The sequence below is a fragment of the Desulfosoma sp. genome (assembly GCF_052743555.1).
Genome location: NZ_JBRAHS010000017.1, coordinates 15,700 through 37,283, shown reverse-complemented (window position 1 = coordinate 37,283; position 21,584 = coordinate 15,700). Strand labels below are relative to the sequence as shown.

Annotated in this window: 18 protein-coding genes and 2 tRNA genes; 15 read left to right on the top strand and 5 right to left on the bottom strand. The window is 56.5% G+C overall.

The window, feature by feature from the left end; genetic code table 11:
• The first annotated feature begins 47 nt into the window (after positions 1-47).
• The 7 genes from ACUVSA_RS11585 to ACUVSA_RS11555 are packed head-to-tail and all read left to right on the top strand — an operon-like array spanning position 48 to position 8,067.
• The gene (locus ACUVSA_RS11585) at positions 48-1,049 is read left to right on the top strand and encodes a UDP-glucuronic acid decarboxylase family protein (RefSeq protein ID WP_445891782.1); all 1,002 of its coding nucleotides are present in this window, start codon (positions 48-50) and stop codon (positions 1,047-1,049) included.
• Positions 1,009-2,328, top strand: coding sequence for a lipopolysaccharide biosynthesis protein (locus ACUVSA_RS11580; protein ID WP_445894936.1), 1,320 nt, complete (start codon positions 1,009-1,011; stop codon positions 2,326-2,328). The genes ACUVSA_RS11585 and ACUVSA_RS11580 overlap by 41 nt, the downstream gene beginning before the upstream one ends.
• Complete coding sequence (locus tag ACUVSA_RS11575; RefSeq protein WP_445894935.1) at positions 2,321-3,541, top strand: O-antigen ligase family protein; 1,221 nt, start codon at positions 2,321-2,323, stop codon at positions 3,539-3,541. The genes ACUVSA_RS11580 and ACUVSA_RS11575 overlap by 8 nt, the downstream gene beginning before the upstream one ends.
• Positions 3,538-4,692 carry a glycosyltransferase gene (locus tag ACUVSA_RS11570; protein WP_445894934.1) on the top strand — a complete coding sequence of 385 codons (1,155 nt, stop codon included), beginning with the start codon at positions 3,538-3,540 and terminating at the stop codon, positions 4,690-4,692. Before ACUVSA_RS11575 ends, ACUVSA_RS11570 begins: the two co-directional genes overlap by 4 nt.
• Before the next feature lie 2 nt (positions 4,693-4,694).
• Entirely contained in the window at positions 4,695-5,939 is a 1,245-nt protein-coding gene (locus ACUVSA_RS11565; RefSeq protein WP_445894933.1) for a glycosyltransferase, read from the top strand.
• On the top strand, positions 5,897-6,679 hold the full coding sequence (locus ACUVSA_RS11560; protein WP_445894932.1) for a WecB/TagA/CpsF family glycosyltransferase: 783 nt from the start codon (positions 5,897-5,899) through the stop codon (positions 6,677-6,679). The genes ACUVSA_RS11565 and ACUVSA_RS11560 overlap by 43 nt, the downstream gene beginning before the upstream one ends.
• Positions 6,676-8,067: an undecaprenyl-phosphate glucose phosphotransferase gene (locus ACUVSA_RS11555; RefSeq protein WP_445891776.1), complete on the top strand. Its 1,392-nt coding sequence runs from the start codon at positions 6,676-6,678 to the stop codon at positions 8,065-8,067. The genes ACUVSA_RS11560 and ACUVSA_RS11555 overlap by 4 nt, the downstream gene beginning before the upstream one ends.
• Before the next feature lie 329 nt (positions 8,068-8,396).
• Here the strand turns inward: ACUVSA_RS11555 and ACUVSA_RS11550 are convergent, their stop codons facing one another.
• Positions 8,397-9,056 carry a hypothetical protein gene (locus ACUVSA_RS11550; RefSeq protein ID WP_445894931.1) on the bottom strand — a complete coding sequence of 220 codons (660 nt, stop codon included), beginning with the start codon at positions 9,054-9,056 and terminating at the stop codon, positions 8,397-8,399.
• A 51-nt stretch (positions 9,057-9,107) separates the two neighbouring features.
• On the opposite strand from ACUVSA_RS11550, the gene cutA reads away from it, so the two are divergent.
• Positions 9,108-9,440 carry a divalent-cation tolerance protein CutA gene (gene cutA / locus ACUVSA_RS11545; protein WP_445891774.1) on the top strand — a complete coding sequence of 111 codons (333 nt, stop codon included), beginning with the start codon at positions 9,108-9,110 and terminating at the stop codon, positions 9,438-9,440.
• 253 nt (positions 9,441-9,693) lie between these two features.
• Here the strand turns inward: cutA and ACUVSA_RS11540 are convergent, their stop codons facing one another.
• Positions 9,694-10,326, bottom strand: coding sequence for a hypothetical protein (locus ACUVSA_RS11540; RefSeq protein ID WP_445891773.1), 633 nt, complete (start codon positions 10,324-10,326; stop codon positions 9,694-9,696).
• A gap of 126 nt (positions 10,327-10,452) precedes the next feature.
• Here ACUVSA_RS11540 and ACUVSA_RS11535 point away from each other — a divergent pair, with 126 nt between their 5' ends.
• Genes ACUVSA_RS11535 through ACUVSA_RS11525 form a run of 3 tightly spaced genes read left to right on the top strand, consistent with a single transcriptional unit; the run spans position 10,453 to position 13,394 of the window.
• Positions 10,453-10,878, top strand: coding sequence for a transporter substrate-binding domain-containing protein (locus ACUVSA_RS11535; protein WP_445891772.1), 426 nt, complete (start codon positions 10,453-10,455; stop codon positions 10,876-10,878).
• 9 nt (positions 10,879-10,887) lie between these two features.
• Positions 10,888-12,834 carry a PAS domain S-box protein gene (locus tag ACUVSA_RS11530; RefSeq protein ID WP_445894930.1) on the top strand — a complete coding sequence of 649 codons (1,947 nt, stop codon included), beginning with the start codon at positions 10,888-10,890 and terminating at the stop codon, positions 12,832-12,834.
• The gene (locus ACUVSA_RS11525; RefSeq protein ID WP_445894929.1) at positions 12,831-13,394 is read left to right on the top strand and encodes a response regulator; all 564 of its coding nucleotides are present in this window, start codon (positions 12,831-12,833) and stop codon (positions 13,392-13,394) included. The genes ACUVSA_RS11530 and ACUVSA_RS11525 overlap by 4 nt, the downstream gene beginning before the upstream one ends.
• A gap of 15 nt (positions 13,395-13,409) precedes the next feature.
• On the opposite strand, the gene ACUVSA_RS11520 is transcribed toward ACUVSA_RS11525, so the two are convergent.
• Positions 13,410-13,486, bottom strand: a tRNA-Pro gene (locus ACUVSA_RS11520).
• An 807-nt stretch (positions 13,487-14,293) separates the two neighbouring features.
• Here ACUVSA_RS11520 and uvrC point away from each other — a divergent pair.
• Entirely contained in the window at positions 14,294-16,189 is a 1,896-nt protein-coding gene (uvrC, locus tag ACUVSA_RS11515; RefSeq protein WP_445894928.1) for an excinuclease ABC subunit UvrC, read from the top strand.
• A gap of 381 nt (positions 16,190-16,570) precedes the next feature.
• Here uvrC and ACUVSA_RS11510 read toward each other — a convergent pair whose 3' ends face one another.
• Positions 16,571-17,107, bottom strand: a complete 537-nt coding sequence (locus ACUVSA_RS11510) for a DUF721 domain-containing protein (RefSeq protein WP_445891768.1) — start codon at positions 17,105-17,107, stop codon at positions 16,571-16,573.
• A 50-nt stretch (positions 17,108-17,157) separates the two neighbouring features.
• On the opposite strand from ACUVSA_RS11510, the gene ACUVSA_RS11505 reads away from it, so the two are divergent.
• A tRNA-Arg gene (locus ACUVSA_RS11505) sits at positions 17,158-17,234 on the top strand.
• Positions 17,235-17,452: 218 nt separating this feature from the next.
• Here the strand turns inward: ACUVSA_RS11505 and ACUVSA_RS11500 are convergent.
• Positions 17,453-19,462, bottom strand: a complete 2,010-nt coding sequence (locus ACUVSA_RS11500; protein WP_445894927.1) for a cache domain-containing protein — start codon at positions 19,460-19,462, stop codon at positions 17,453-17,455.
• Positions 19,463-19,541: 79 nt separating this feature from the next.
• Between ACUVSA_RS11500 and ACUVSA_RS11495 the strand changes: the two genes are divergently transcribed.
• Positions 19,542-20,360 carry an HAD family hydrolase gene (locus ACUVSA_RS11495; RefSeq protein WP_445894926.1) on the top strand — a complete coding sequence of 273 codons (819 nt, stop codon included), beginning with the start codon at positions 19,542-19,544 and terminating at the stop codon, positions 20,358-20,360.
• A gap of 26 nt (positions 20,361-20,386) precedes the next feature.
• Positions 20,387-21,583, top strand: coding sequence for a M24 family metallopeptidase (locus tag ACUVSA_RS11490; RefSeq protein WP_445894925.1), 1,197 nt, complete (start codon positions 20,387-20,389; stop codon positions 21,581-21,583).
• Position 21,584 lies beyond the last annotated feature (1 nt).

Below are 21,584 nucleotides of genomic sequence, written 5' to 3'. Positions count from 1 at the left end.
GTCGGCGGTGCCACGTTTTCAAGGAGGGAAAAACAGGAGGCCTATCGATGCATTTGCAAAAGCGTGTCCTAGTCACAGGCGGCGCCGGTTTTTTAGGTTCCCATTTGTGCGAAAAACTTCTCGCGCAGGGCCATGACGTCTTATGTGTGGATAATTTCTATACGGGCACCAAGGGCAACATCGCGCACCTGCTTTCAAACCCCTTTTTTGAAGTCCATCGGCACGACATCACCTTTCCCCTTTTTGTGGAGGTGGATCAAATTTACAACCTGGCATGTCCCGCCTCACCAGTGCACTATCAAAACGATCCGGTCCAGACCACCAAGGTGTGCGTTCATGGCTCCATCAATATGCTCGGCCTGGCCAAGAGGCTCAAAGCACGGATTCTGCAAGCCTCCACTTCGGAGGTCTACGGTGATCCCACGGTTCATCCCCAGACGGAAGACTACCGAGGCAACGTCAATCCCATCGGCCCACGGTCTTGTTATGACGAGGGCAAGAGGTGTGCCGAAACCCTGTTTTTTGACTATCGTCGCCAGCATAAGCTTTCCATCAAGGTAGCGCGCATCTTCAACACCTATGGGCCGCGCATGCATCCCAATGACGGGCGGGTGGTGAGCAACTTCATCGTGCAAGCGCTGCTCAATAAGCCCATCACCGTCTTTGGTGACGGTTCCCAAACCCGATCCTTTTGCTATGTGGACGACATGGTCGACGGCCTTATTCGGCTGATGGAGTCCCCCGAGGAGGTCACGGGGCCCATCAATTTGGGCAATCCCGATGAATTCACGATTATGGAACTGGCCCAGCTGGTGCTGGAATTGACCGGCTCCAAGTCCGAAATTCGATTTGAACCGTTGCCGAAAGACGATCCCGTGCGGCGCCGTCCGGACATCACGCGAGCTCAACAGATCCTTGAATGGGCGCCGACGGTGCCGCTGCGTGAAGGGCTTCGCAAGACCATTGATTATTTTGACGATTTCTTGCGACAGCGGGCCTTAAGTGCCGATGGGTCAGCGATGGCGCCGCAACGTTCCGCTGGTTTCTAGGAGTTTTTTCAATAGAGAGCTCTCGAGGGGTTCGTTGAAAATACCGGCTTCGGCCTCGCTGATTCGAAACACGTTGTGGATGCTGGGCGGATTTGGGTTTCGCCTCGGTGTGCAGTTCGCCACCTTTGTGCTGGTGGCCCGTGTGCTTCGACCGGAAGCCTTTGGAGTGTTTTCTGGGTGCTTGGCCGTGGTTTCCGTGCTGGTGCCCTTTGCCACCTGGGGTACCGGCAATATTCTCATCAAACATACGGCGCGCCGGCCTCAGCTTTTCAGGACCTACTGGGGCGCAGCTCTGCTCACCGCCCTGCTCTCGGGTTTCGCCCTCATGGCCTGTGCCGTCGGGATCGGGATGGTGCTTTTTTCACCGCACCTGGCCTTGACCGTTATGGCTCCCATTGCTGTGGCCGATCTTCTGGGAACGCGTTGCGCGGATCTGGCCAGCCAGGCCTTTCAGGCTCAACAAAAGCTCTCCGGGGCGTCGATCATTTGGAGCGTCGTGAGTCTTCTGCGGTTGGTGGGGGCCGTGGCTTTGTGGTGGCTTCCTTGGGAAAAGACCGCCGCCCTGTGGTCATTGTTCTACATGCTGAGCGGGCTGGGCTCCGGCCTGTTCGGTGTTTATTGGGTCAGGGCTTTGTGGGGACCCGCTTCATGGTCTTTGAAACCGCTTCGCGGGGAATGGCGTGAAGGCTTTTATTTCGCCATCAGTCTTTCGGCGCAGGGAGCGTATAACGACATCGACAAGACCATCCTGTTGCGGTTGGGATCCGGGGATCTGGCGGGAGCGTACGCCGCGTGCTATCGGTTGGTGGATGCCGGCTTTACCCCCATCAAAGCCTTGCTGGCTTCCACGTATCCTCGGTTTTTTCAGGAAGGCGCCAAAGGACTGGGGGCGGCCTTGGAGTTTTCTCGAAAACTTCTGCCCTGGTCCTGCGCATACGGGACTCTGGCCTGGCTGGGCCTTATCCTCTGTGCGCCGCTCTTTCCCTGGATATTAGGACGCGACTACGCTTTAACTCCAGCCATGATTCCCTGGTTGGCTCCATTGCTGCTCATTCGCACCGTGCATTTTCTCGCCGCTGATGCATTGACGGGATCCGGTTATCAAGGCCATCGCAGTGCCGCCCAAGTGGCAGTGGCCTTACTCAACCTGGTGCTGAATCTTTGGTGGATTCCGCGCTCTGGCTGGCTGGGGGCTGCGTGGAGCAGTCTCATCTCCGATGGGGCCTTGGCTGTGGGCCTGTGGGTTCTGGCTGGAACATTGAGACATCGCCATGGTTAAGCGTTTGGGTCTGATAGCCGAAAAAATCCTGCACATGACCGTCCTTTGGCTTCTTATGGACTTTTTCCTGCCGCTGTGGAATGAGGTGAGAGGCCTTGAAGAAGCGGCGGACCTGGGCCCGGCGCAAGTGACCACGGTGGTGTTTTCCCTGGGGTTTGCGGGGGCCGTGGTCATTACGGCGCCATGGAAGGCCCTTCGCACCGCAATGCGCTCCCCCCTGGTGTGGATGCTTTTGCTTTGGGCCGGTATCTCCTTTTTCTGGTCTGAGGCGCCGGATCTGACCATGCGCCGAAGCGTGGGCGTGGGTTTGGTGGCGGTGTATGCTCTGGTCCTGCGCGTTCGCTTTACGGATCAGGCATTCATGACCCTGGTGGGTTGGGCCTTGCTCATCGCCTTGGCCACCAGCGTGGTGATGGTTGTGGTGACGCCCCATTGGGCCGTGATGGAATACCCCCATGAAGGGGCCTGGAACGGCGCATTCCTTCATAAGAATGTCTTGGGGCGTATCGCGGCTTTGGGCATCCTCTTTTTCGCTTTTCTGCGCTGCACCAACAAGCATTCCGCTCTGTGGAGCGGGGCTTTGGTTCTGGCGGCCGTCACTTTATGGAAATCCCAGTCGGCATCGTCTCTGGTTGTGGTCGTCGTCCTGAGTGCTCTGGGGCTTGGTCTGCGTGCACTGCCTCAAAGGCGCCTGTGGAAGGGAAGCACAGCGATGGTGGTTGCCATGGGACTAGCCACAGCCGCTTTTTATGCGCTGCTCAATGTGGATCTGATCCTTCAAATCCTTCGGCGGGATGTGACCCTGACCGGCCGCACGCCGCTGTGGGCTGCTCTGATGCCTTTGCTTCGAGAAAAGTTCTGGACGGGTTATGGTTTTCGAGCCTTCTGGTTGGGGTGGGAAGGGCCTTCCGCGGAAGTTTACCGCGCCCTGACGTGGTTGCCCGAGCACGCGCACAATGGGTTCTTGGATCTATGGCTGGAGCTTGGGCTTGTGGGCGTGCTGCTTGGGGCCGGGCTTGTGCTGAGCCCCTTCGTTTTCCATGGACGCGGTGCCACACAGGGGCGTCCCCTGGATTTGTTTTGGGTTCTTCTCGGGCTTTTTGTTTTGCTTTATAACCTCCCTGAGTCGTACTTTATGCGACCCAACAGCGTTTTGTGGCTCTTGGGTGTGGCCGCGGCCTTTGCACCGCAGAATCAGGAGGAGCGCTCTTGACGCATCGTCCCCGCGTTTTGGTATATCGGGATCATTTGCTGCCGCTGAGCGAGACCTTTGTGGTCAATCAAACGCTTGGTCTGGAACGCTTTGAGGCTTTCTTGCTCGGCGCCAAACCCGGGCATGCGCCGCGCATCGAACTTCCTCGAGATCGCCTGCGCCTGCTCAATACCGGAGGACCCGAGGGGCTGGTCAGGGAAATTCTCTTTAAATTCTTTGGCAGGATTCCTCGAGATATTCTTCAATGGTGTCACTCGCTTCGGCCCGTGCTTGTGCACGCTCATTTCGGCCAGGACGGCACCTTGGCCATGCCCTTGGCTGAGCGCCTGGGACTGCCGCTCATCGTCAGCTATCACGGCAGCGATGCCACGGTCAAAGATGCTTATGCGTGGGGTTCCTACATCGGCCATCGGCTGTATCGCCTGCGGCGTCAAAAGCTGGCTCGCACCGCCCAGGCCTTTGTCACGCCAAGCCGTTTCGTCAAAAAAATGGCCGTCCTGCGACAAGGAATGCCTGAAGAAAAGATCCACGTGATTCCGCATGGTATCGATGTGCAGCGTTTTTATCCAGAGCCGCATCCGGGAGAGGGCCGCGTCCTTTTTGTGGGGCGCCTCGTGGAACTGAAGGGACTGCATCATCTCATCGAGGCCATCTCTAGGATTCGGGCCTCTTTTCCTCGCATCCATTTAAGGGTTGTGGGCGACGGCCCGGAGCGCCGCGCCTTTGAAGAGCTTGCACGAAGAAAGCTCGGCACGGCTTGTACCTTTCTGGGAGCCCTGCCTCACCTGGCCGTCCGTGATGAAATGCAAAAAGCTTTCGTCTTTTGCATGCCCAGCATCAGCATGCCCAATGGGGAAGCCGAAAGTTTCGGCATGGTTTTTCTGGAAGCCCAAGCCTGTGGGGTACCCGTAGTGGCGTATGCTGTCGGAGGCATTCCCGAGGTGGTGGCTCATGGTGTGACGGGATTTCTTGCCAAAGAGGGCGACGTCGAGGCTCTTGCCCGACACCTCAAGACTTTGCTGGAAAATGCCGATCTTAGGAACGCCATGGGTCGAGCTGGGCGGGCTTGGGTGGAAACCCATTTCGATCGACGCCGTCAAAACGAGGCCCTGGAAAACCTTTACCAACGGATCTGCCGTGCAGGTTTTTGAATATGCGTGAAAAGAAACTGGGGTACTTGTCCGGAGCTCCTCGAGTGTCCACGCGGCCGGAAGCAGAAGCTTGGGGGCCTAAGTCGCACATCTTGGGGTTTATCGGAGCCTTTCGTCAGCTTGGCTGGGACGTACGGCCCTTCATTGTGGGAGATCGTATGCCCACGGCGTGGGTGAGCGCAGGATCGGAACAGAAACTGAGCCGCGGCTTATGGACGCGGGCTGCCGCCGACCTGGTGCGGCTTGCCCTGGCCTATCGCCATCGGCATATGGCTTGGAAAGAAATTGGGCCGGTGGACTGGGTTTATGAGCGTTTTGGAGTTTTTCAGTCCTTGGGACGGGCTTTTCAGCGCCGCGGCATTCCATGGATCCTGGAAACCAACGGACCTTTCTTTTACGAAGCCAAGATGGAACGGCGCAGCATTGTGCTGAGTGCTGTGGCGCGCCACTTGGAAATCAAAGCCTATCGAGACTGTGATGTGCTGGTGTGCATCACAAAGCCGCTGCGGGACATCATTGTTCGGGAAGCGGGCGTGCCTCCGGATAAAATCGTGCTTGTGCCCAACGGCGTGGACACCGTGCGGTTCGATCCGGCTAAAGCGGATGGGTCTCGCTATTTTTCCATCCCTACCCTGGGGTTTGTGGGCAGCCTCATTGCCTGGCAGGGATTGGACCGCCTGATCACCGCCGTGGCCGAACTCAAACAGGAAGGTATCCACTGGGCTTTGGTGATTGCCGGAAACGGCCCGGAACGCAGGGCTTGGGAGGCGCTGGCGAGGGATCGAGGGGTGAGCGATCGGGTCCTCTTTCTGGGCGGGGTTCCCTGGGATCAGGTGCCCCAGGTACTGGGGCGCATCGATGTTGGGTATTCCGGGCAGGTCCCCATGAAGATCGGCACCATGTACCATTCCCCTTTGAAGCTCTACGAATACCTGGCCATGGGGAAACCCGTGGTGGCTGCAGCCTATGAAGATGCCGTGCGCGTTGTGGTTCCGGAGGAAACAGGGTATCTTTTTGCGCCGGATTCCATGGCCGAGCTCAAGAGGGCTCTGCGCCGCGCTTACCGTCATCGAGAGCGCTGGCAGGACATGGGAGCCAAGGCTCGCCAGCAGGCATTCACTCGGCATGGATGGGTAGTGCGCGTCCGCCACCTCATCGCGGAAGTAGAACGTATCCTGTCTCGGAAAGGGTCTTGCGGGTCTAGATGGAAGTCGTTCGCTTTTTGGGCATCACAGTCCATGCGCTGACCACCGAACAGCTGACCGCATGGGTCGTGAAAGCGGTGGAAGAGCGGCGCAAGGTGATTGTGGGTAACCACAATCTGCACAGCGTCTATTTGTACTATCACCACCCCCGCTTTCGTGCTTTTTGCGATGCGGCGTCCGTCATTCACGTGGACGGTATGTCCTTGGTGCTGCTGGCCAAGCTTCTGGGTGTTCCACTCCGCGCCGAACACCGCACCACTTACGTGGACTGGATCGTGCCGCTCATGCAAACCGCGGCGCAGAAGGGATACCGGGTCTTTCACCTGGGAGGACGCCCCGGTGTAGGGGAAAAAGCGGCAGGGGTACTGCGCCGATCCGCTCCTGGCCTTCAGATTCGGACACATCATGGCTACTTTGACACCAAAGGGCCGGAAAACGAGGCGGTCCTTTACATCCTTGCAGACTATCAACCGCACATTCTCATGGTCGGTATGGGTATGCCTCGGCAGGAAGCGTGGATTCTGGACAATATCCAGGCCCTGCCAACCCATGTGATTCTTAATTCGGGGGCCTGTTTCGATTTTGTGGCCGGGGTGGTTCCCATGCCGCCGCGTTGGATGGGCCGTTTGGGATTAGAGTGGCTTTATCGGCTTCTGAGCGAACCGAGGCGGTTGTGGAAGCGCTATCTTGTGGAACCCTTTTATCTGACCGGGCTTGTGGCGGCGGAATTTCTGAGCCGTCGCCTGGCACACCGGCCCGAGGTTAAGGATCAAGCTAGATGAGTGAAGGACGTCTTCGCTCTTATGAACCCTTGCTGATTTCCACGCACCGAGTGTTGGATCCCTTGGTGGCAGCTCTGGTGTTCCTGGCCGTGAGCGTCTATTTTCGAAACTACCACGAACCCTTGTATCCTGCAGCGGCCAGCGTCATCTTTCTTCAGGGCTTTGGTATCTTTCACCTGGCCGGCATTTATCGGTCCTGGCGGGGCACGCCTTTGCGCCAGGAACTGTACCGCGTGCTTTGGGGCTGTCTCATCCTTTTCACCACATCCCTTGTCCTGGCCTATGCCTTGAAAATGCATGCCATTTACACCAGGGAAGTGGTGCTGTCCTGGATGGCCCTTTTGCCCATTGTTTTGTGTTGCGAAAGACTGGTGATGCGCACCATTGTGCGGCGCTTGCGGGCAAAGGGGTGGAACACGCGGCATGCCGTGGTGGCGGGCCGTGGGCATTTGGCGGAACACCTCATTGCCTGGTTTCGAGAAAACCCGTGGATCGGCGTCAAAATCACAGGATTCTTTGACGATAAGACCGACACACCTTTGGATACCCTCCCCTACCTGGGTCCGCTCGTGGATCTTCCCCAATACGTCAAGGAAAAAAATATCCACCATGTGTATCTGGCCTTGCCCACTAAAGCCTACGAAAAGACCGAATGGCTCGTGAGGGAATTGGCCGACACCACGGCTTCTGTTTTTGTGGTCCCGGATGTCTTTCTGCTGGATGTGTTCCTTGGTGGTCACATCATCCGTCTGGACAACATGGCTTTCGTGGGCCTCTGGGATTCACCGCACATGGGGGTCAACAATCTTCTCAAACGGGCTGAAGACCTGATCCTTGGAAGCCTGGCGCTTTTGGTGGCGGCGCCGGTGATGGCCGTCATTGCCGTGCTGGTGAAACTCACTTCCCCAGGGCCGGTTCTTTTCAAGCAATGGCGTTACGGCCTGGATGGACAACCCATCAAGGTGTACAAGTTTCGAACCATGAGCGTCTGCGAAGACGGGTATACCTTTAAACAAGCCACCAAAGGGGACCCTCGTGTCACCCCTCTGGGTAGGTTCCTGCGCAAGAGTTCCCTGGACGAACTGCCGCAACTCATCAACGTCATTCAGGGTCGCTTGTCCCTGGTGGGGCCTCGACCGCATCCGGTGGCCTTAAACGAGGAATTTCGTAAAAAAGTCTTCGGTTACATGCTTCGCCACAAGGTGCGACCCGGCATCACGGGGTTGGCTCAGATCAAGGGCTGGCGCGGGGAAACAGACACGCTGGAAAAGATGCAAAAGCGGGTGGAATTCGACTTGGAATACCTGCGCTCCTGGTCCCTGTGGCTCGATATCAAAATCCTTCTTTTGACCGTTTTCCAGGTCTGGAAGAGCGAAAACGCTTACTGACCAAGGTTTCGCGACGGGTCGAAAGGGCTTTTCATTTCAGGGGCTCGTCCAAATTAGGTTGACGGCGTCTTGTGCACTGCCAATTCATGCTGTCAACGTTGAAAGCACGCAAAAAAGACCAATGTTGATCAAGTCTCCCGAAGCTTGTTCGGGAAAAAGGTCGCAGGAGCGGTGCACATTGCCAACCGGTATTTCGCTGTGGGCGTTCCCACGGAGCGGGATAGGCACCCCAAGAGAGTGACGCAAGCGTTCTTTAATAGCAATGAGGGCTCTGCCATAGATTGAAACGGGGAAGGTGTGGAAAAGGTTGAAAGATGCGCAATCGCGTTCTACGTGTCCCCTTTTCCTTCAAGTTCGAAGTGCAGGCCGGCCTTTCTTTTAATCCGTAAGAGGCCTGGGCTTTTGTGAAAATACATGTGCGGAGAATCCGCGCCGAGGGCCAGAAAAAGGCGCTCGATGGCATCAAAGAGCACGGGCCGGTCCGGGTACGTAAAAGCCTTTTCTTCAGCCCGCAATGCCTGCCAGGTGGCATGTGCCTTCGGGTGCTTGGCAAAGACCTGTTCTTTGGCCTCTTCGCAAAAGAACATGGCGCAGGAGATGGGCGGCAGAGTCCACACACAGCCCCGGGGCCCAAGATACACGCAGCGATCCGATCTAAAGGGGCGAAGCAGGGCCTGAAAAAGCCTTTCTCTTTCGTCGAGTTCGGACACAAGGTAAGTGATGACCTGATCGGCGAAAAAAGTGAAGATACTTTCAAATCCACAGCAGGCGCTCTGGTTCGTTTCAAAGCAGCGTGCCGTACAATGAGGTGCGAAAAAGCTTTCGTGGAAGGCACGAAGCTTTTGCCGAAAGACAAGATAAGGCTTCACGGTCGCTTGCAGCCCGGCGAGATGATCCTCAGAAAGGGTTTCCATGGCGGCCCGAATCATGGTGAAACTTGCCCATTGGTCCCGATTGTATTCGCTCATAGGGCACGCAAGAGTCTCCATTTACGTGTCGTGTCGTGGGCCAACACGCCATAGGGAGAAGAAGGAGCGGGTATGGCATCCGAAGTCTGGATCACCTTCGTTACCGTAGGACATGCCGATCAGGCCTACACCATCGCCAAAACCGTGGTGGAGGAAAACTTGGCTGCCTGCGTGAACATCATTCCCACCGTCCGTTCCGTCTATCGGTGGAAAGGGGAACTGTGCGACGATGCGGAATGCCTTCTTTTGATCAAGACCACGCGCGATGTTTTCCCCCTGTTAAAGGCCCGTGTCAAGGCCTTACATAGTTACGAAGTTCCGGAAATCATCGCAGTGCCTGTGCAAGACGGCCATGAACCGTACCTGGAATGGGTGGTGGAAGGGACGCGCAAACCTTCCCAGTGACCCTGGGCTTCGAGAAGCTGCGAGAGGCCGTGCAAATCGGTCCAGTTCTCGGTTGGGGACCCATGGGAGGCCCCTGGTGGGATCCCCTGTGGAAACATAGCGAAGTGCAGCTTCTTATCGCGCCTTGCGTGTTTCCACAACATTGGACGTTTCCGGCTTCAAGAACACATTTAAGGACACGCTGCCGGCAGCCCGTCTAGGTTCGCACCGGTAGGCGCCGCTTCGCCATGGCAGGGTGCCCTCATGATGCGGATCAGGATCCCGGCAGCTCACGAAGACCGTCCATGGAGAGCACGGCGAAACGATACGGCGGGCCGACTTCTTCCTTATACCAGGTGAGGGATTCCATGGCCGCGCGCACTTCCTTGAACACGTCCTGCACCGAAGCGCCTCTTTGCGCCATTTGGCTGAGGCGATATTCCAAGGCCATGCGTCGAGGTACCGTAAAGGCATGGCGAATTTCCTCACCATCCAGTTGAGGCTGCTTCTTCTTTGTCCAGACAAGATAGAGCTTATAAGGGTTTTCCGGGTCTTGGGCCGAGACTCCGGTCAAAAGGAAATAGACCTGGTGCATGGGATCCAGGGGTACCACGCGGCACATCCTGCGCCGAAAGTCTTGGAATTGCGAGGCAAGAAAGGAAAGAGCCGCAGGGTAGATTTCGGCGATGTCCTCGAGTTTTTCCTCGGCAACAAAGCGGCTCAGCAACCGAGCCATCTCCGCGCCTTCCGGCGCACCGCCGGCGGCTACGGCGGCTCGCTTTCCCAAAGGATGAAGCCATTCCACCGTGCTGTGGGTGACGTTTCCTTGTGGATCCATATCCACGGCTTTGGCGTCTACGCCCAGAACGATCCCTTCCTTGGTCTCACAAGCGATGATCTGCGACATGAGCACACTCCTTTTGGTCTTAAGAAATGAAAACTTTACACATGGTGAAGAATTCCGCTACAAAGATATCATTATTGATCTCAGCCTCATGGCCTTCTTGACGTAAACTTAAGCAGGAGACCTGAAATGGACAAGAAGTGGCGCCTCTGTCTTCTTGTGACGGCCTTGCTCACGGCAGTCTGCCCGGCACTCTCGGCAAGCCAAACCATTCGAGACTGCACCTACGAGAATTTTCCTCTTACCTTTCGCGATGCGGAAGGGCAAGCCTCGGGCCTGTTCCATGACATGCTTCGAGAAATTGCCCTAAGGGAAAACTGGACCCTGCAATACCGTCACGACAGCTGGGAAAATTGTCTGCAGGCGTTAAAAGACGGTGATGTGGACGTGCTTCCAGCCATTGGTGAAGATCCGGAACGGGCCGGCTTGTACCGATTCGGCCGCGAAACCGTTTTGGTGAACTGGGGTGTGTTGATTACCGCGCAAGGACGTGGCGTCCAAAACATTATAGAGCTTGATGGCAAGCGGATCGCTGTGGCCAATGAAGACCTTTAGGCCCCAGCCTTGGTTGAACTGCTGCATCGGTTTCAACTTAAAGTGGAATACGTCCAGGTGGCCTCCTATGATGCCGTGCTCTCTGAGGTGGAAAGCGGCCTCGCGCACGCGGGCCTTACCAGCAGAACTTACGCGACTTTTGCCCAGAGGCGTTCCGGCCTCATGATGACGCCCATTGTGGTGCATCCGGTGGAACTGAAATTCGCCACGTCCCACAAGGCGGCACCTGGGCTTGTCGACACGATCGACGAGCATCTCAGAATTTGGAAAGCCGATGGGAAATCTCTATTCCATCAGGCGATGCAGCGGTGGCTTCTCGTACCGAAAGAATCCTCTGAACAAGGTGTTCTGCCCACCTATTTTTATGCAGCCTTAGCGGGCATCGCGATCTTGGCGGCCGTCATCTTCTTTATGCGGTCTCAACTTCGCGTGATGATTCGACGCGTTCAAGATGCTCACGGTCGGCTCGACGACGCGGCCACCAAACAGCGCGTCGCGGAGAGCGCTCTGGCCGAAGTGGAACGCTGGTACCGAGCCTGCTTTGAAAAGGCGGATGACGCTCAGATGATTCTTGACGAGAAAGGCATCATTCTTCAATGCAACCCCGCCGCATGCCGATTGTTCAATGTATCTCAAGAGCACATTGTGGGGAAAAAGCCCATGGATCTTTCGCCGGGAGTTCAGCCGGACGGCAGTCTGTCCCACCGAAAGGGGGCGGTTTTTTTGGAATCCACCCTAGCGGGATGTTCCCAGCGGTTTGAATGGATGCACGAAACCTTGGACGGCAAAACCTTCAAGGCGGAAGTGCAGCTGAGCCTTATGTTCCAGGCGGACCAGGCGCGCATTTTGGCCTGTGTGCGCGATGTTTCGCATAAGATGGCGGCGCAAATGGAGCGGGAACGACAGCGGGAATACCTTCAGACGGTGCTGGACGGTATTCCCATCGCCCTCTTTGTCATCGATCTGGAAGGCCGCGTCGTTTTTTGGAACGCGGTGTGCGAAAGAATCACTGGAATGTCTCAAAAGGAGGTCCTGGGTCGTTCATTAAACCTGAAGCCCATTCTCGAAGGCAAAGACCTGCCCATTCCCGCTCTGCTGCTTCTGCAAATGACCGCTCAGGATTTTCTTCAGAGACATCCCAAATGGAAGGCTCAGCCTTTACCTTTTCATGCCGAAGGCATTCAATTGACCGGAAAAATCGTGGTGCAAGGCCAGCAACGTCACATGAGCATCGTCGCCGCGAGATTACGAGACCGGCAGGGGGAATTGCTCGGCGCTGTGCAGTGCGCGCGTGATATCACTCAGGAAATCCAGACGCATAAACAGTTGGTGCATTCCCAGAAGATGGAAGCCATAGGGAAGCTCTCCGCCGGTATCGCGCACGACTTCAACAACATCCTGACGATCATTTTGGGATGCTGTGACCTCATTCGGAGAAAATCCAGTCTGGACTCCGCCACAAGAAAGCGTGTCGACGAAATCGAAAAGACGGCCGAACGGGCGGCAAACCTCACCAGGCAACTTTTGGTTTTCAGTCGAAAACAGCTCATGCAGCCCGTAGCCCTTGACCTCAATAAGCTCATCCAGGATCTCTACCCTATTCTTCGCCGTGCCGTGGGGGAAGACATTGAAATCAGCCAGAACCTGGGAAAAGATCTCTGGCCTGTCATAGCCGATCCCGTGTTCTTGGAGCAGACGCTTTTAAATCTTGTCATCAACGCCCGGGATGCCATGCCCCTTGGAGGCCGCATCACCATTGAAACGTGGAACGAGCCGCTGCGTGAGGATCGAGATGCAGGGCTCTTTGTCATTCGGTCGGGAGATTACGTGTGTTTTCGTGTGCGCGACACGGGCCATGGTATCGACCCGGAAATTCAGCAGAGGATTTTTGAACCCCTTTTACGACGAAACCCGAGGGCCGAGGCACCGGGCTTGCCACCGTTTACGGCATCGTGAAGCAGCTGGAAGGCTATATTTTGGTGGACAGTGGGGTGGGGCAAGGGGCGGCGTTTCAGATCTTTCTTCCTCGAAGCACAGCGCAGGAACAGATCTCGGCGGCCTCTTCAACCCAGGTATGCGCGGTTCCACCAGGTTCAGAAACGATCCTTGTGGTGGAGGACGAAGAGGCTTTACGGGAAATGGTTCTAGAGGTCCTCAGCGAAAACGGCTACAATGTGGTCACGGCGGCTTCCGGTGCGGAAGCTCTGGAAGTCTTGGAAGGGATGCCCAAAGTGGATCTTGTGGTGACGGATGTGGTCATGCCTGAAATGAACGGTGCGGCACTGAGCCGTCACCTTGCGGAAAAGGCTCCGCTGCTACCCGTTCTCTTCATTTCCGGTTACACGGAAGATCAGCTGGCGCATCGAGGAATGCTCCTGCCTGACGTGCATTTCCTGGCGAAACCCTTTAGCCCTGAAAAACTCCTTGAGACGGTGTGCCGCATTCTCCATCGAGAAACCCATGGACCTATCATGAGGGCAAATAATCAAGGCCGTCCCATGAAGGGGCGGCCTTGATTCAACCCTTAGATGTGGTCGGGACGACTGGATTTGAACCAGCGACCTCTGCGTCCCGAACGCAGCGCTCTCCCAAACTGAGCCACGTCCCGACGACGCTTCTTCTAACAGAACACAGCCTTTCTGTCTAGACTTTTCCAGCCTTAGGACGGCCGAAGATGCGTCTGGAGAAACTCCTCATGGATGCGGCGATGAGCTTGGATGTGCGAAAGCCTTCTGATGCACACCACCGCTGTTTTCCCGATCCGTGACGAAGGGATTCGCGGATTGGTGCAGAAAGGCTTCGGAGGGGCCTTCCATGGCGCCTGGATGGCCTGAGGCTCGGTCGAACGCCGACACGTGTCCTGCCATTGCTCGAGGATTTAAAGGCTTTCTTGCCGACGCAGTATTGTTGTTGGTGGAGGGTTGCAGTGTCTCCGCCTCCATCTTTTTTGGTCTTCATAGGGACGTGCGGGATTTTTTGGGAAAATATTCAAGGAGCCCGTCCGGGAATGGTTTTTAGAGGCCCTCTTCATTTATCTCATTCAGGAGGAGCGCCGCAAGGCGCGATCAGGCGTCGTGGCTTGCGCCGCTCCCACTGAAGGTGCTCTCAGAGAGGATTCTAGGATCTCGGCCATTGTGGTGGTATAGAAGAAGAGAAAAGTTTTGAGGAAATTTCAAAGGATCTGTGCTGCAGGTTCTGGATCAGAGGCTTGCCCGTGTGTTCGGAAGGTTGTCGCAAGGAAACATTGAGCCAACTGAGCGTCGCGTGTTCTGATGGAGAGGCGTCGCTGCCTTTGGAAACGGATGGGAAGCCCGCGCAGGGGGAAGAAGGCCTGAGGGTAAGGGAGCTGGCACCGAATTCTTTAGAGTTCAGCACGAGGGAAGGCGGCTCCACCGATGCCGAAGGTGCCGACGGCATGGGCCACGAAAGAGTGGTGAAGGCCGAAGCCCTGGAGGAATTCACCGATGCATTGCACGTGGATGTTCCGCGGCTGCCCCATGAACCCGGCGTGTATTTGTTCAAGGACCGCCTAGGACACGTCCTTTACGTGGGTAAAGCGCGCGACCTGCAAAAGCGCGTGGCGAGCTATGTGCGCAGCACCGATGCGCTCTCCCTGAAAACGCGGGCCTTGTTGAAGAACGCGTCCCACCTGGAATTTGTTGTTACCCTCAACGAAAAAGAAGCCCTTCTTCTGGAATCCAGCCTCATCAAGCGATACCGACCTCGATACAACGTGGTCCTGCGGGACGACAAGAATTACCCGGCCTTGAGGCTGGATCCTCGAGAGCCCTATCCGCGCCTGTCGGTGGTCCGCCGTTTTGAAAAGGATGGAGCACTCTATTTCGGCCCGTATCATGCCGCGCATGCCTTGCGGGAAACCCTCAAGGTGCTGCACAAAGTTTTTCCTTTGCGCTTGTGCAAGTCTTCCAAGCTTATTCCTCGAGATCGTCCCTGCCTCAATTATTCCTTGGGGCGATGCTTTGGCGCGTGCGCTGGCAAGGTATCTCAAGAAGAATACCAGCGCATGGTCGACGAAGTCATTCTGTTTCTTCAGGGAAAGACGCACACACTCCAAGGGCTGCTCAAGGAACGCATGCACCAGGCTGCGGAGGCTCTGGATTTTGAAAAGGCGGCATTTTATCGAGACCGCCTGCAGTCCATTGAAGAACTTCAGGAATCCCAGCACATCGTCTCCACCCGTCTCGTGGATCAGGATGTGTTGGGATTCGTTCAGAAAGAAGACCGATGGACGGTGGTGGTGCTTTTCGTTCGCCGAGGTTCCGTGGTGGGCCAGAAGACTTACCATTTGCAAGAGATTTCGGGAAACGCGCCGGAAGTCCTCGCTTCTTTCGTGCAGCAGTTCTACGGCCCGGGCCGCTGGATTCCCGATGAAATCATCGTTCCTATGGAGCTGGAGGGTCACGAGGCGCTGGAGGAATGGCTGACGGAGGTTCGAGGAAAACACGTGCGGTTGTGGGCTGCACGGCGGGGTTCTCGCCGGGCACTGCTGGATCTGGCACGCAAGAACGCTCTTGAACACCATCGAAGCCACGCCGAAGGCAGTGAGTCTTCTGACGCGGTGCTGCAGAGGATCATGGAAATTTTTCAGTTACCCCGCCTGCCACGGCTCATCGTCTGCGTGGACATTTCCAACATGACCGGCCGCCATGCCGTGGGCTCGGCGGTGACCTTCGTGGATGGGCGCCCTCGTCCTTCCCTTTATCGTCGTTTTACCATTCGCGGGGTCGCGCAACCCGACGACCCCGCCATGATGGCGGAAACCGTGGAACGGCTCCTTGCCGCACGTCGTCAGGGCGTCCCCACCATTGATCTCCTTGTACTGGATGGCGGAAAGAGCCAACTCCACCGCATTGTTCATCTTCTGGAGAGCAAGGGGCTTCGTGACAAACTGCCGGTTTTGGCCTTGGCCAAGGAAAAGGACAAGGATGTGGGGCCGGAAGGCCGAGGCTTCTATGAAAAGGTGTATGTGCCAGGGCGGAAAAACCCCTTTTTTCTATCACGCCATGCCGAAGTGCTTCACTTTTTTCAGCGCCTGCGGGATGAAGCGCACCGGTTCGCCATCGGCGGCTACAAGCATCGGCATCGCAAGGAACTGCTGGCATCAGCGTTGGATGCCGTCAAAGGCCTGGGGCCAAAACGCAAACAGGCGCTTCTGGCGCATTTTGACGACATGGAGAGTCTGCGTCGGGCCACCCTTCAAGAGCTCTTGCAGGTCCCAGGCATTCCTGAACCTGTCGCCCGGAACATTGTGGAACATTTTCAGAAAAACCGGCCAAGCAAAGAGATTTAAGGAGAGGCTTTGGCAGGTCGTTTTAAAACGTGCTTCGGCTCTTAAAACCCAAAACGCAAAGTCGGCCGCTTCAGCGCCGGCTCGAAGGCAAGCGTCAAGGGATAGCAACGTGCTTTTTTCACTCAAGCGCCCCAACGCAAGCTCTACAGCTCGACCACGGCTCGAACTTTTTCCATAAATCCTTGAACGGACTCGGTCCGCAATGCTGCTTTGTGAAGCATTTCCAGAACATCCGGATCATCGATTTCGTGAACCATTCACAACCCCGCGCCGTAGGGCCTTCCAAGCCCTTTACCTCTAACCGGCACTTGTTCAAAAACACTCGCCCGCGTGTGACACGTGAAGCAGCCCGGCGGCAGGTGGTCCCTGCCACGCGGACCGTCATGGGCGGCTGTTTTCCGGGGATTCCGTCGGTTCGTCTGGGGTAAGCCGCAAAAGCTTTGCTGCCATTTTCTGAAGATCTTTATCTTTAAGGGAAGCGATGAAGTTTTTTTCGACGTCTGTGAGTTTCCTCAAAACGGGTTTTTTCTTTCGCTTCGTTCCCTTCCTAGGGGCCAGCGTTTGCAGCTTGCGATAATTGGCATCCAGCGCCTCGGAGACTTCTTTGATTTCGCCCACACGAATGCGAATGTCCGTGATGACGTGGCGTCCCCAACGCTCGTTGATGCGCCGTAGCAGGGCTTCCTTGTTCAGTTCCAGATGATGTTTCCAGACACTGTTCCGTGCCAGAACGACGAGGCACCCGTTTTTCAGGGACCGGGGCGCACAATGACGCGCCACGCTTTCCCCCACCAGGTCTTTCCATTCGCCAATAGGCTTGGAGGCAAATGAGGGCTGCTGGGCCAGCACATCTTTGATGAACTGCCCTATAGGAACCGCCTTGGGGTTTGCTGTTCTTTTCTCTAAATCTTTCGGCATGCTTGCAATGCTCCACGGCCTATGCTATGAGCGAGCAGCTTTTTCCACGGGCCCCCGTAGCTCAGGAGGATAGAGCACAGGATTCCTAATCCTGGTGCCGCAGGTTCGAATCCTGCCGGGGGCACCAGGAAAGCCCCGCCGAACTCTTAGATCGCCCATGCTTCCTCTTGGAAAGGTTACCCCCTGCGCAAGTCGCATTCGCGAGCCCTGGCCCGTTGTGTGCGGATGCTTCGGGGCCGTGCCTTCGAAACCAAGGGGCAAAAGCACGCGTTCCCAGAGCCGTCGCCTTTCCGTCATGTGCGGCTCCTTTGTTTAGAAGCCCGTGGTCGACAAAACCATTTCTTTTCATCCAGATGGCCGCGCTTCCTCAAGAGGCAGCCAGATGGTGAATTCCGTTCCTTGGCCCACCTGGCTTTGCACGCGAATCAGGCCGCCGTGGCGGGACACGATGCCGTAAGCCACGGCCAGGCCCAAGCCGGTGCCCTTGCCCACTTCTTTGGTGCAAAAGAAAGGCTCGAAAATTTTTTCCAAGTTTTCTGAAGGCACACCGCACCCGGTATCCTTAACGCGCAGTTCCGCTCCCAGCCGATGGGTACCCTCGCGACTCATGGATAAGGCCACACGGGTCGACAGGGTAATGGTTCCTCCTGCGTCCGTGGCATCCAGGGCATTGAGCAGAAGGTTCAGGAGCACGCTCTTCAGATGCTGCACGTCCATGGGGACCAGGGGAAGGTCTCGACCAGGTTCGTAGTGTAGCTGAATGCCCTTGACGGCCGCCTGATTTTCCACCAAGGGCAAGGTTTCAAGAACCACTTGATGGAGATCACCAGGTTCAATGCGCAGGGAGGTTTGTCGAGAGAAGTCCAGCAGACCCTTGACAATCCGGCGCACCCTTTCGGTGGCGTCCACGATAACCGTGAGCATTTCCCGGGCTTCATCGTCGAGATCGTCTCGCTGTAAAAGGAGGTGGCCACAGGTGAGGACTCCTGTGAGAGGGTTATTCACTTCATGGGCCACTCCGGCCGCCAGCCTGCCGATGCTGCTGAGCTTTTGCGCCATGACGAGTTTGCTTTCGGTTTCCTGCCTCTGGCGTGTTTCCCTGTCGCGAATGGCTTCCAGCATGGACGCAAAGGCCTGTTGCACAATCCCGATTTCTCCCTTTTCCACAGGCCCCAGATTGGGCTGCATGTTGCCTTGGGCCACTTCCGCCGCGGCCCGGCTCAACCGCACCATGGGCGCAATGATTTTCCATTCCAAAAAATACCCCAGCCCGATGGCCACACTCATGCCTAAAACGCTCAACACCGCAAAGATCATCATGGCCTTGTTGCGCACACCGGCGTAGGGTTTTTCCAGGACACCCACGTAAAGCATCCCTATGGGCCGACCTTCCATATCCACAATGGGGTCATAGCCGGTGATGTACCAGTCGTGGACGACAAAGGCACGATCGTTCCAGCGTTTTCCCTGTTCCAGAACCTGGCGGGCCACGGCCGGGGATGCTCGAGTGCCCAGGGCCCTTTGCCCGTCTTCTTCCAGAACATTGGTGGCGATGCGCACATCGCCAAGGAAAACGGTTACCGTGCCGAGATTCCAGCCGTCGTGTTCGGTGCCGCGAAACAGACTGTCGCGTATGCCATCCACCAGGGTGGAAGCGCCGTTCAGGATTTTCATGTCGAAAAGAGTCCCAGATCTCTCGGAGACGTCGTTCATCGGGACGGCGGCGGCCAGCACCATAGCTTCTTCCACAAAAGAGCGATGCGCATTAGTGGTGGGCGTAGGGGCCTTGAGGGGCAGCCGAGCCTTTTCCGCTAGAGCGGGATCCAGAAGCGCCACATGGGAAAGGGAAAGCAGCGTGGTTTCCTGCAAAGGTCGATGGAGCAGGACCGCTTTGTCCACCCAGGGAAGGACGACTGAGGCGCCCTGGACGCGCCGCAGCATTCCTGAAGAATAGACCCAAATGTCTTGCGTTCCCGAAATGATACCGATCAGATCAAAGGGGGCGTGGGACGCCATGGTCCGAAAGGTTGGTTCCAGGACCTTTTCCAGAGGAACGCCCTGAGGCCTGAGAAGATTCAGTCCATGGCCAGCGGTCTGCAGGGCCAGAGCCATTTTATCCAGGTGGTCCGCATACATTTGCCGTGCGGCATTCAAGTCTTGAGTGACGCGGATCTTGGCTTCCCGCAGAAACGTCCTGTAGAGCACGCCGCCGCCCGCCAAAAGGGGAATGCCGGCGGTAAGAAAGGAAAAGTCGAGAAAAGTGGCGATGAGTTTGATGCGCGTGGAGGCCAAGGCGGAAGGTTTGCGGGACAAAAGGCCCATGAGCGGTCTCGCTTTGGGAAAAGGAGCCTTCATGAACGGGCACGGCCTTCATGGAATACGCGAGGCCTTTGCCCTTGGTTTTGGGTCTCTTGAACAATAGCGCCATTCTGCTATGATTCGCAAACAAAACGCAAAGGTCATTTTCAAGGCCCAGTTCAAGGAGACGAACATGCCCACGGGCACCGTAGACCTCAAAGCGGTCATTTTCGATTTCGACGGTGTGCTTGTTGACTCAGAACCCTTGCATTACCGAGCCTTTTGCGATGTTTTGGCTCCGTTGGGTTTAGCGCATTCTTACGAGGTCTATCTGGAACGCTACATCGGATTTGACGACCGGGACGCCGTACGGGCCATCTTTCAAGATGCCGGTCTGCCCCTCAGTGCCGATCTTTTTGAACATGTGCTGCGCGCCAAGGAGGCCGCCTTTCAAAGAATTGTTTCTCAAGGTGTGGTTCCCTTTGCCGGAGCCGAGGAACTGGTGCAAGAGCTTCGCGAGGCCGGCTTGCCTTTAGCCATCGCTTCCGGTGCAAAGGCCGAAGAGATCCGCCTTATTCTCAACACCCTGAACATACTGCTTGCCTTTTCGGTGATCGTTTCGGCCGATGATGTGCAGGCGGGAAAACCGCATCCAGAAACGTACCAACGAGCCCTAAAGGGTCTTTATGACGCCCACCCTGCCCTGCTGCACGAAGGTGTTGCCGGCAATGGGGCTTCACCCCGAGGCGTCGTGGTGATTGAAGACACCCCCACGGGGATTCAGGCGGCTCGAAGCGCCGGTCTTTTCGTGGTGGCCGTGGGCCACACTTATCCCCTGGCCGACCTGCTTCAGGCCCATTGGGCGGTGCCTCGCCTTGCGGACCTTTCCCTGGACCGCCTTCGCCATGTCCTGCAGACGCTCGAACGGCCGTCCGCCCCAGAACCCGACGCATGATGGTTCAAGAAACGAAAGGGAAAGACATGCTTTTCGTTCCTTCCTCGGAAATTGCCGCCAGAATCGTTGCCTTTCAGAGCCTGTTGCAGTCCCAGCAGGTGGACGCCGCGCTCCTTCGCCAGAACACTGATCTCTATTATTTTTCAGGAACTGTGCAAGACGCTTTCCTGCTCATTCCGGCCTCGGGCCCACCCGTCTTTGCCGTGCGCCGCGACGTGCATCGCGCCGAACAACAGACGCCTTTGAGGCCTGTGATTCCTCTGGAAAGCCTCAAGCAGCTGCCATCTCTGGTCGATAAGGTTACAGGCCGCTCATCGCCCCGCACACTAGGCATGGAGCTGGACGTGCTGCCCGCCAACACGTTTTTTTTCTTTGATGAAAAACTGTTTCCCAAAGACCGCCTTGTGGATGTCAGCGGCCTCATTCGGCACGTGCGCAGCCTGAAGTCATCCTGGGAACTGGAAATGATGCGTGGCGCGGCGGTGATTGCCGACGCGGTGGCTCGGGCGGTGCCGCAAGTGCTCCGTGAAGGCATGCGGGAATGGGACCTTTTGGCGGAATTGGAAAAAACGGCCCGATTGGCCGGCCATTTAGGATTTTCCAGAGTGCGTGGGTTCAATCTGGAAATCTATTTCGGGCATGTCCTCTCCGGACCGGAGGCCGCGGAAGCCCCCTATGCCGATCATCCTACCGGAGGGCCCGGAATCAGCCCGGCTTTCAGTCAAGGGTCAGGGTATCGTACCATACGTCGAGGGGACTTGGTTAGTGTGGATACCATGCTGAATCATAACGGCTACTTGAACGATCAGACGCGCAACTTCAGCCTCGGGCCTTCTCATACGGTTTTGCAGGATTGCTATGCCATGAGCCGAGAACTGCACTATTGGCTTCAAGAACATGCCGTGCCGGGAGCTGTTACGGGCGATCTGTACGATCAGGTGCTGGACGTGGTTCGAAAAGCCGGTCGATTAGAACATTTCATGGGTCCCAAGGACAGCGGTGTGTCTTTCTTGGGGCACGGGCTGGGGTTGGAAGTGGATGAGTTTCCTTTTATCGCTAAAGGGCAAAAAATGGTGCTGCGCGAAGGAATGACCTTTGCCTTTGAGCCCAAATGGGTGGTTCCGGGCATCGGTGTCAGCGGCTTTGAAAATACCTACGTGGTGACCGAGCATGGTGCCGAGGCGCTAAACGTCACCCCGGACGATTTGGTCATGCTTCCCTGAT

Coding starts and splice junctions, on each gene's coding strand:
- ACUVSA_RS11500 (WP_445894927.1), bottom strand. CDS start 19,462: ATGAAGGCTCCTTTTCCCAAAGCGAGACCGCTCATGGGCCTTTTGTCC.
- uvrC (WP_445894928.1), top strand. CDS start 14,294: ATGGGCCACGAAAGAGTGGTGAAGGCCGAAGCCCTGGAGGAATTCACC.
- ACUVSA_RS11540 (WP_445891773.1), bottom strand. CDS start 10,326: ATGTCGCAGATCATCGCTTGTGAGACCAAGGAAGGGATCGTTCTGGGC.
- ACUVSA_RS11490 (WP_445894925.1), top strand. CDS start 20,387: ATGCTTTTCGTTCCTTCCTCGGAAATTGCCGCCAGAATCGTTGCCTTT.
- ACUVSA_RS11575 (WP_445894935.1), top strand. CDS start 2,321: ATGGTTAAGCGTTTGGGTCTGATAGCCGAAAAAATCCTGCACATGACC.
- ACUVSA_RS11565 (WP_445894933.1), top strand. CDS start 4,695: ATGCGTGAAAAGAAACTGGGGTACTTGTCCGGAGCTCCTCGAGTGTCC.
- ACUVSA_RS11585 (WP_445891782.1), top strand. CDS start 48: ATGCATTTGCAAAAGCGTGTCCTAGTCACAGGCGGCGCCGGTTTTTTA.
- ACUVSA_RS11555 (WP_445891776.1), top strand. CDS start 6,676: ATGAGTGAAGGACGTCTTCGCTCTTATGAACCCTTGCTGATTTCCACG.
- ACUVSA_RS11535 (WP_445891772.1), top strand. CDS start 10,453: ATGGACAAGAAGTGGCGCCTCTGTCTTCTTGTGACGGCCTTGCTCACG.
- ACUVSA_RS11550 (WP_445894931.1), bottom strand. CDS start 9,056: ATGGAGACTCTTGCGTGCCCTATGAGCGAATACAATCGGGACCAATGG.
- ACUVSA_RS11560 (WP_445894932.1), top strand. CDS start 5,897: ATGGAAGTCGTTCGCTTTTTGGGCATCACAGTCCATGCGCTGACCACC.
- ACUVSA_RS11510 (WP_445891768.1), bottom strand. CDS start 17,107: ATGCCGAAAGATTTAGAGAAAAGAACAGCAAACCCCAAGGCGGTTCCT.
- cutA (WP_445891774.1), top strand. CDS start 9,108: ATGGCATCCGAAGTCTGGATCACCTTCGTTACCGTAGGACATGCCGAT.
- ACUVSA_RS11495 (WP_445894926.1), top strand. CDS start 19,542: ATGATTCGCAAACAAAACGCAAAGGTCATTTTCAAGGCCCAGTTCAAG.
- ACUVSA_RS11580 (WP_445894936.1), top strand. CDS start 1,009: ATGGGTCAGCGATGGCGCCGCAACGTTCCGCTGGTTTCTAGGAGTTTT.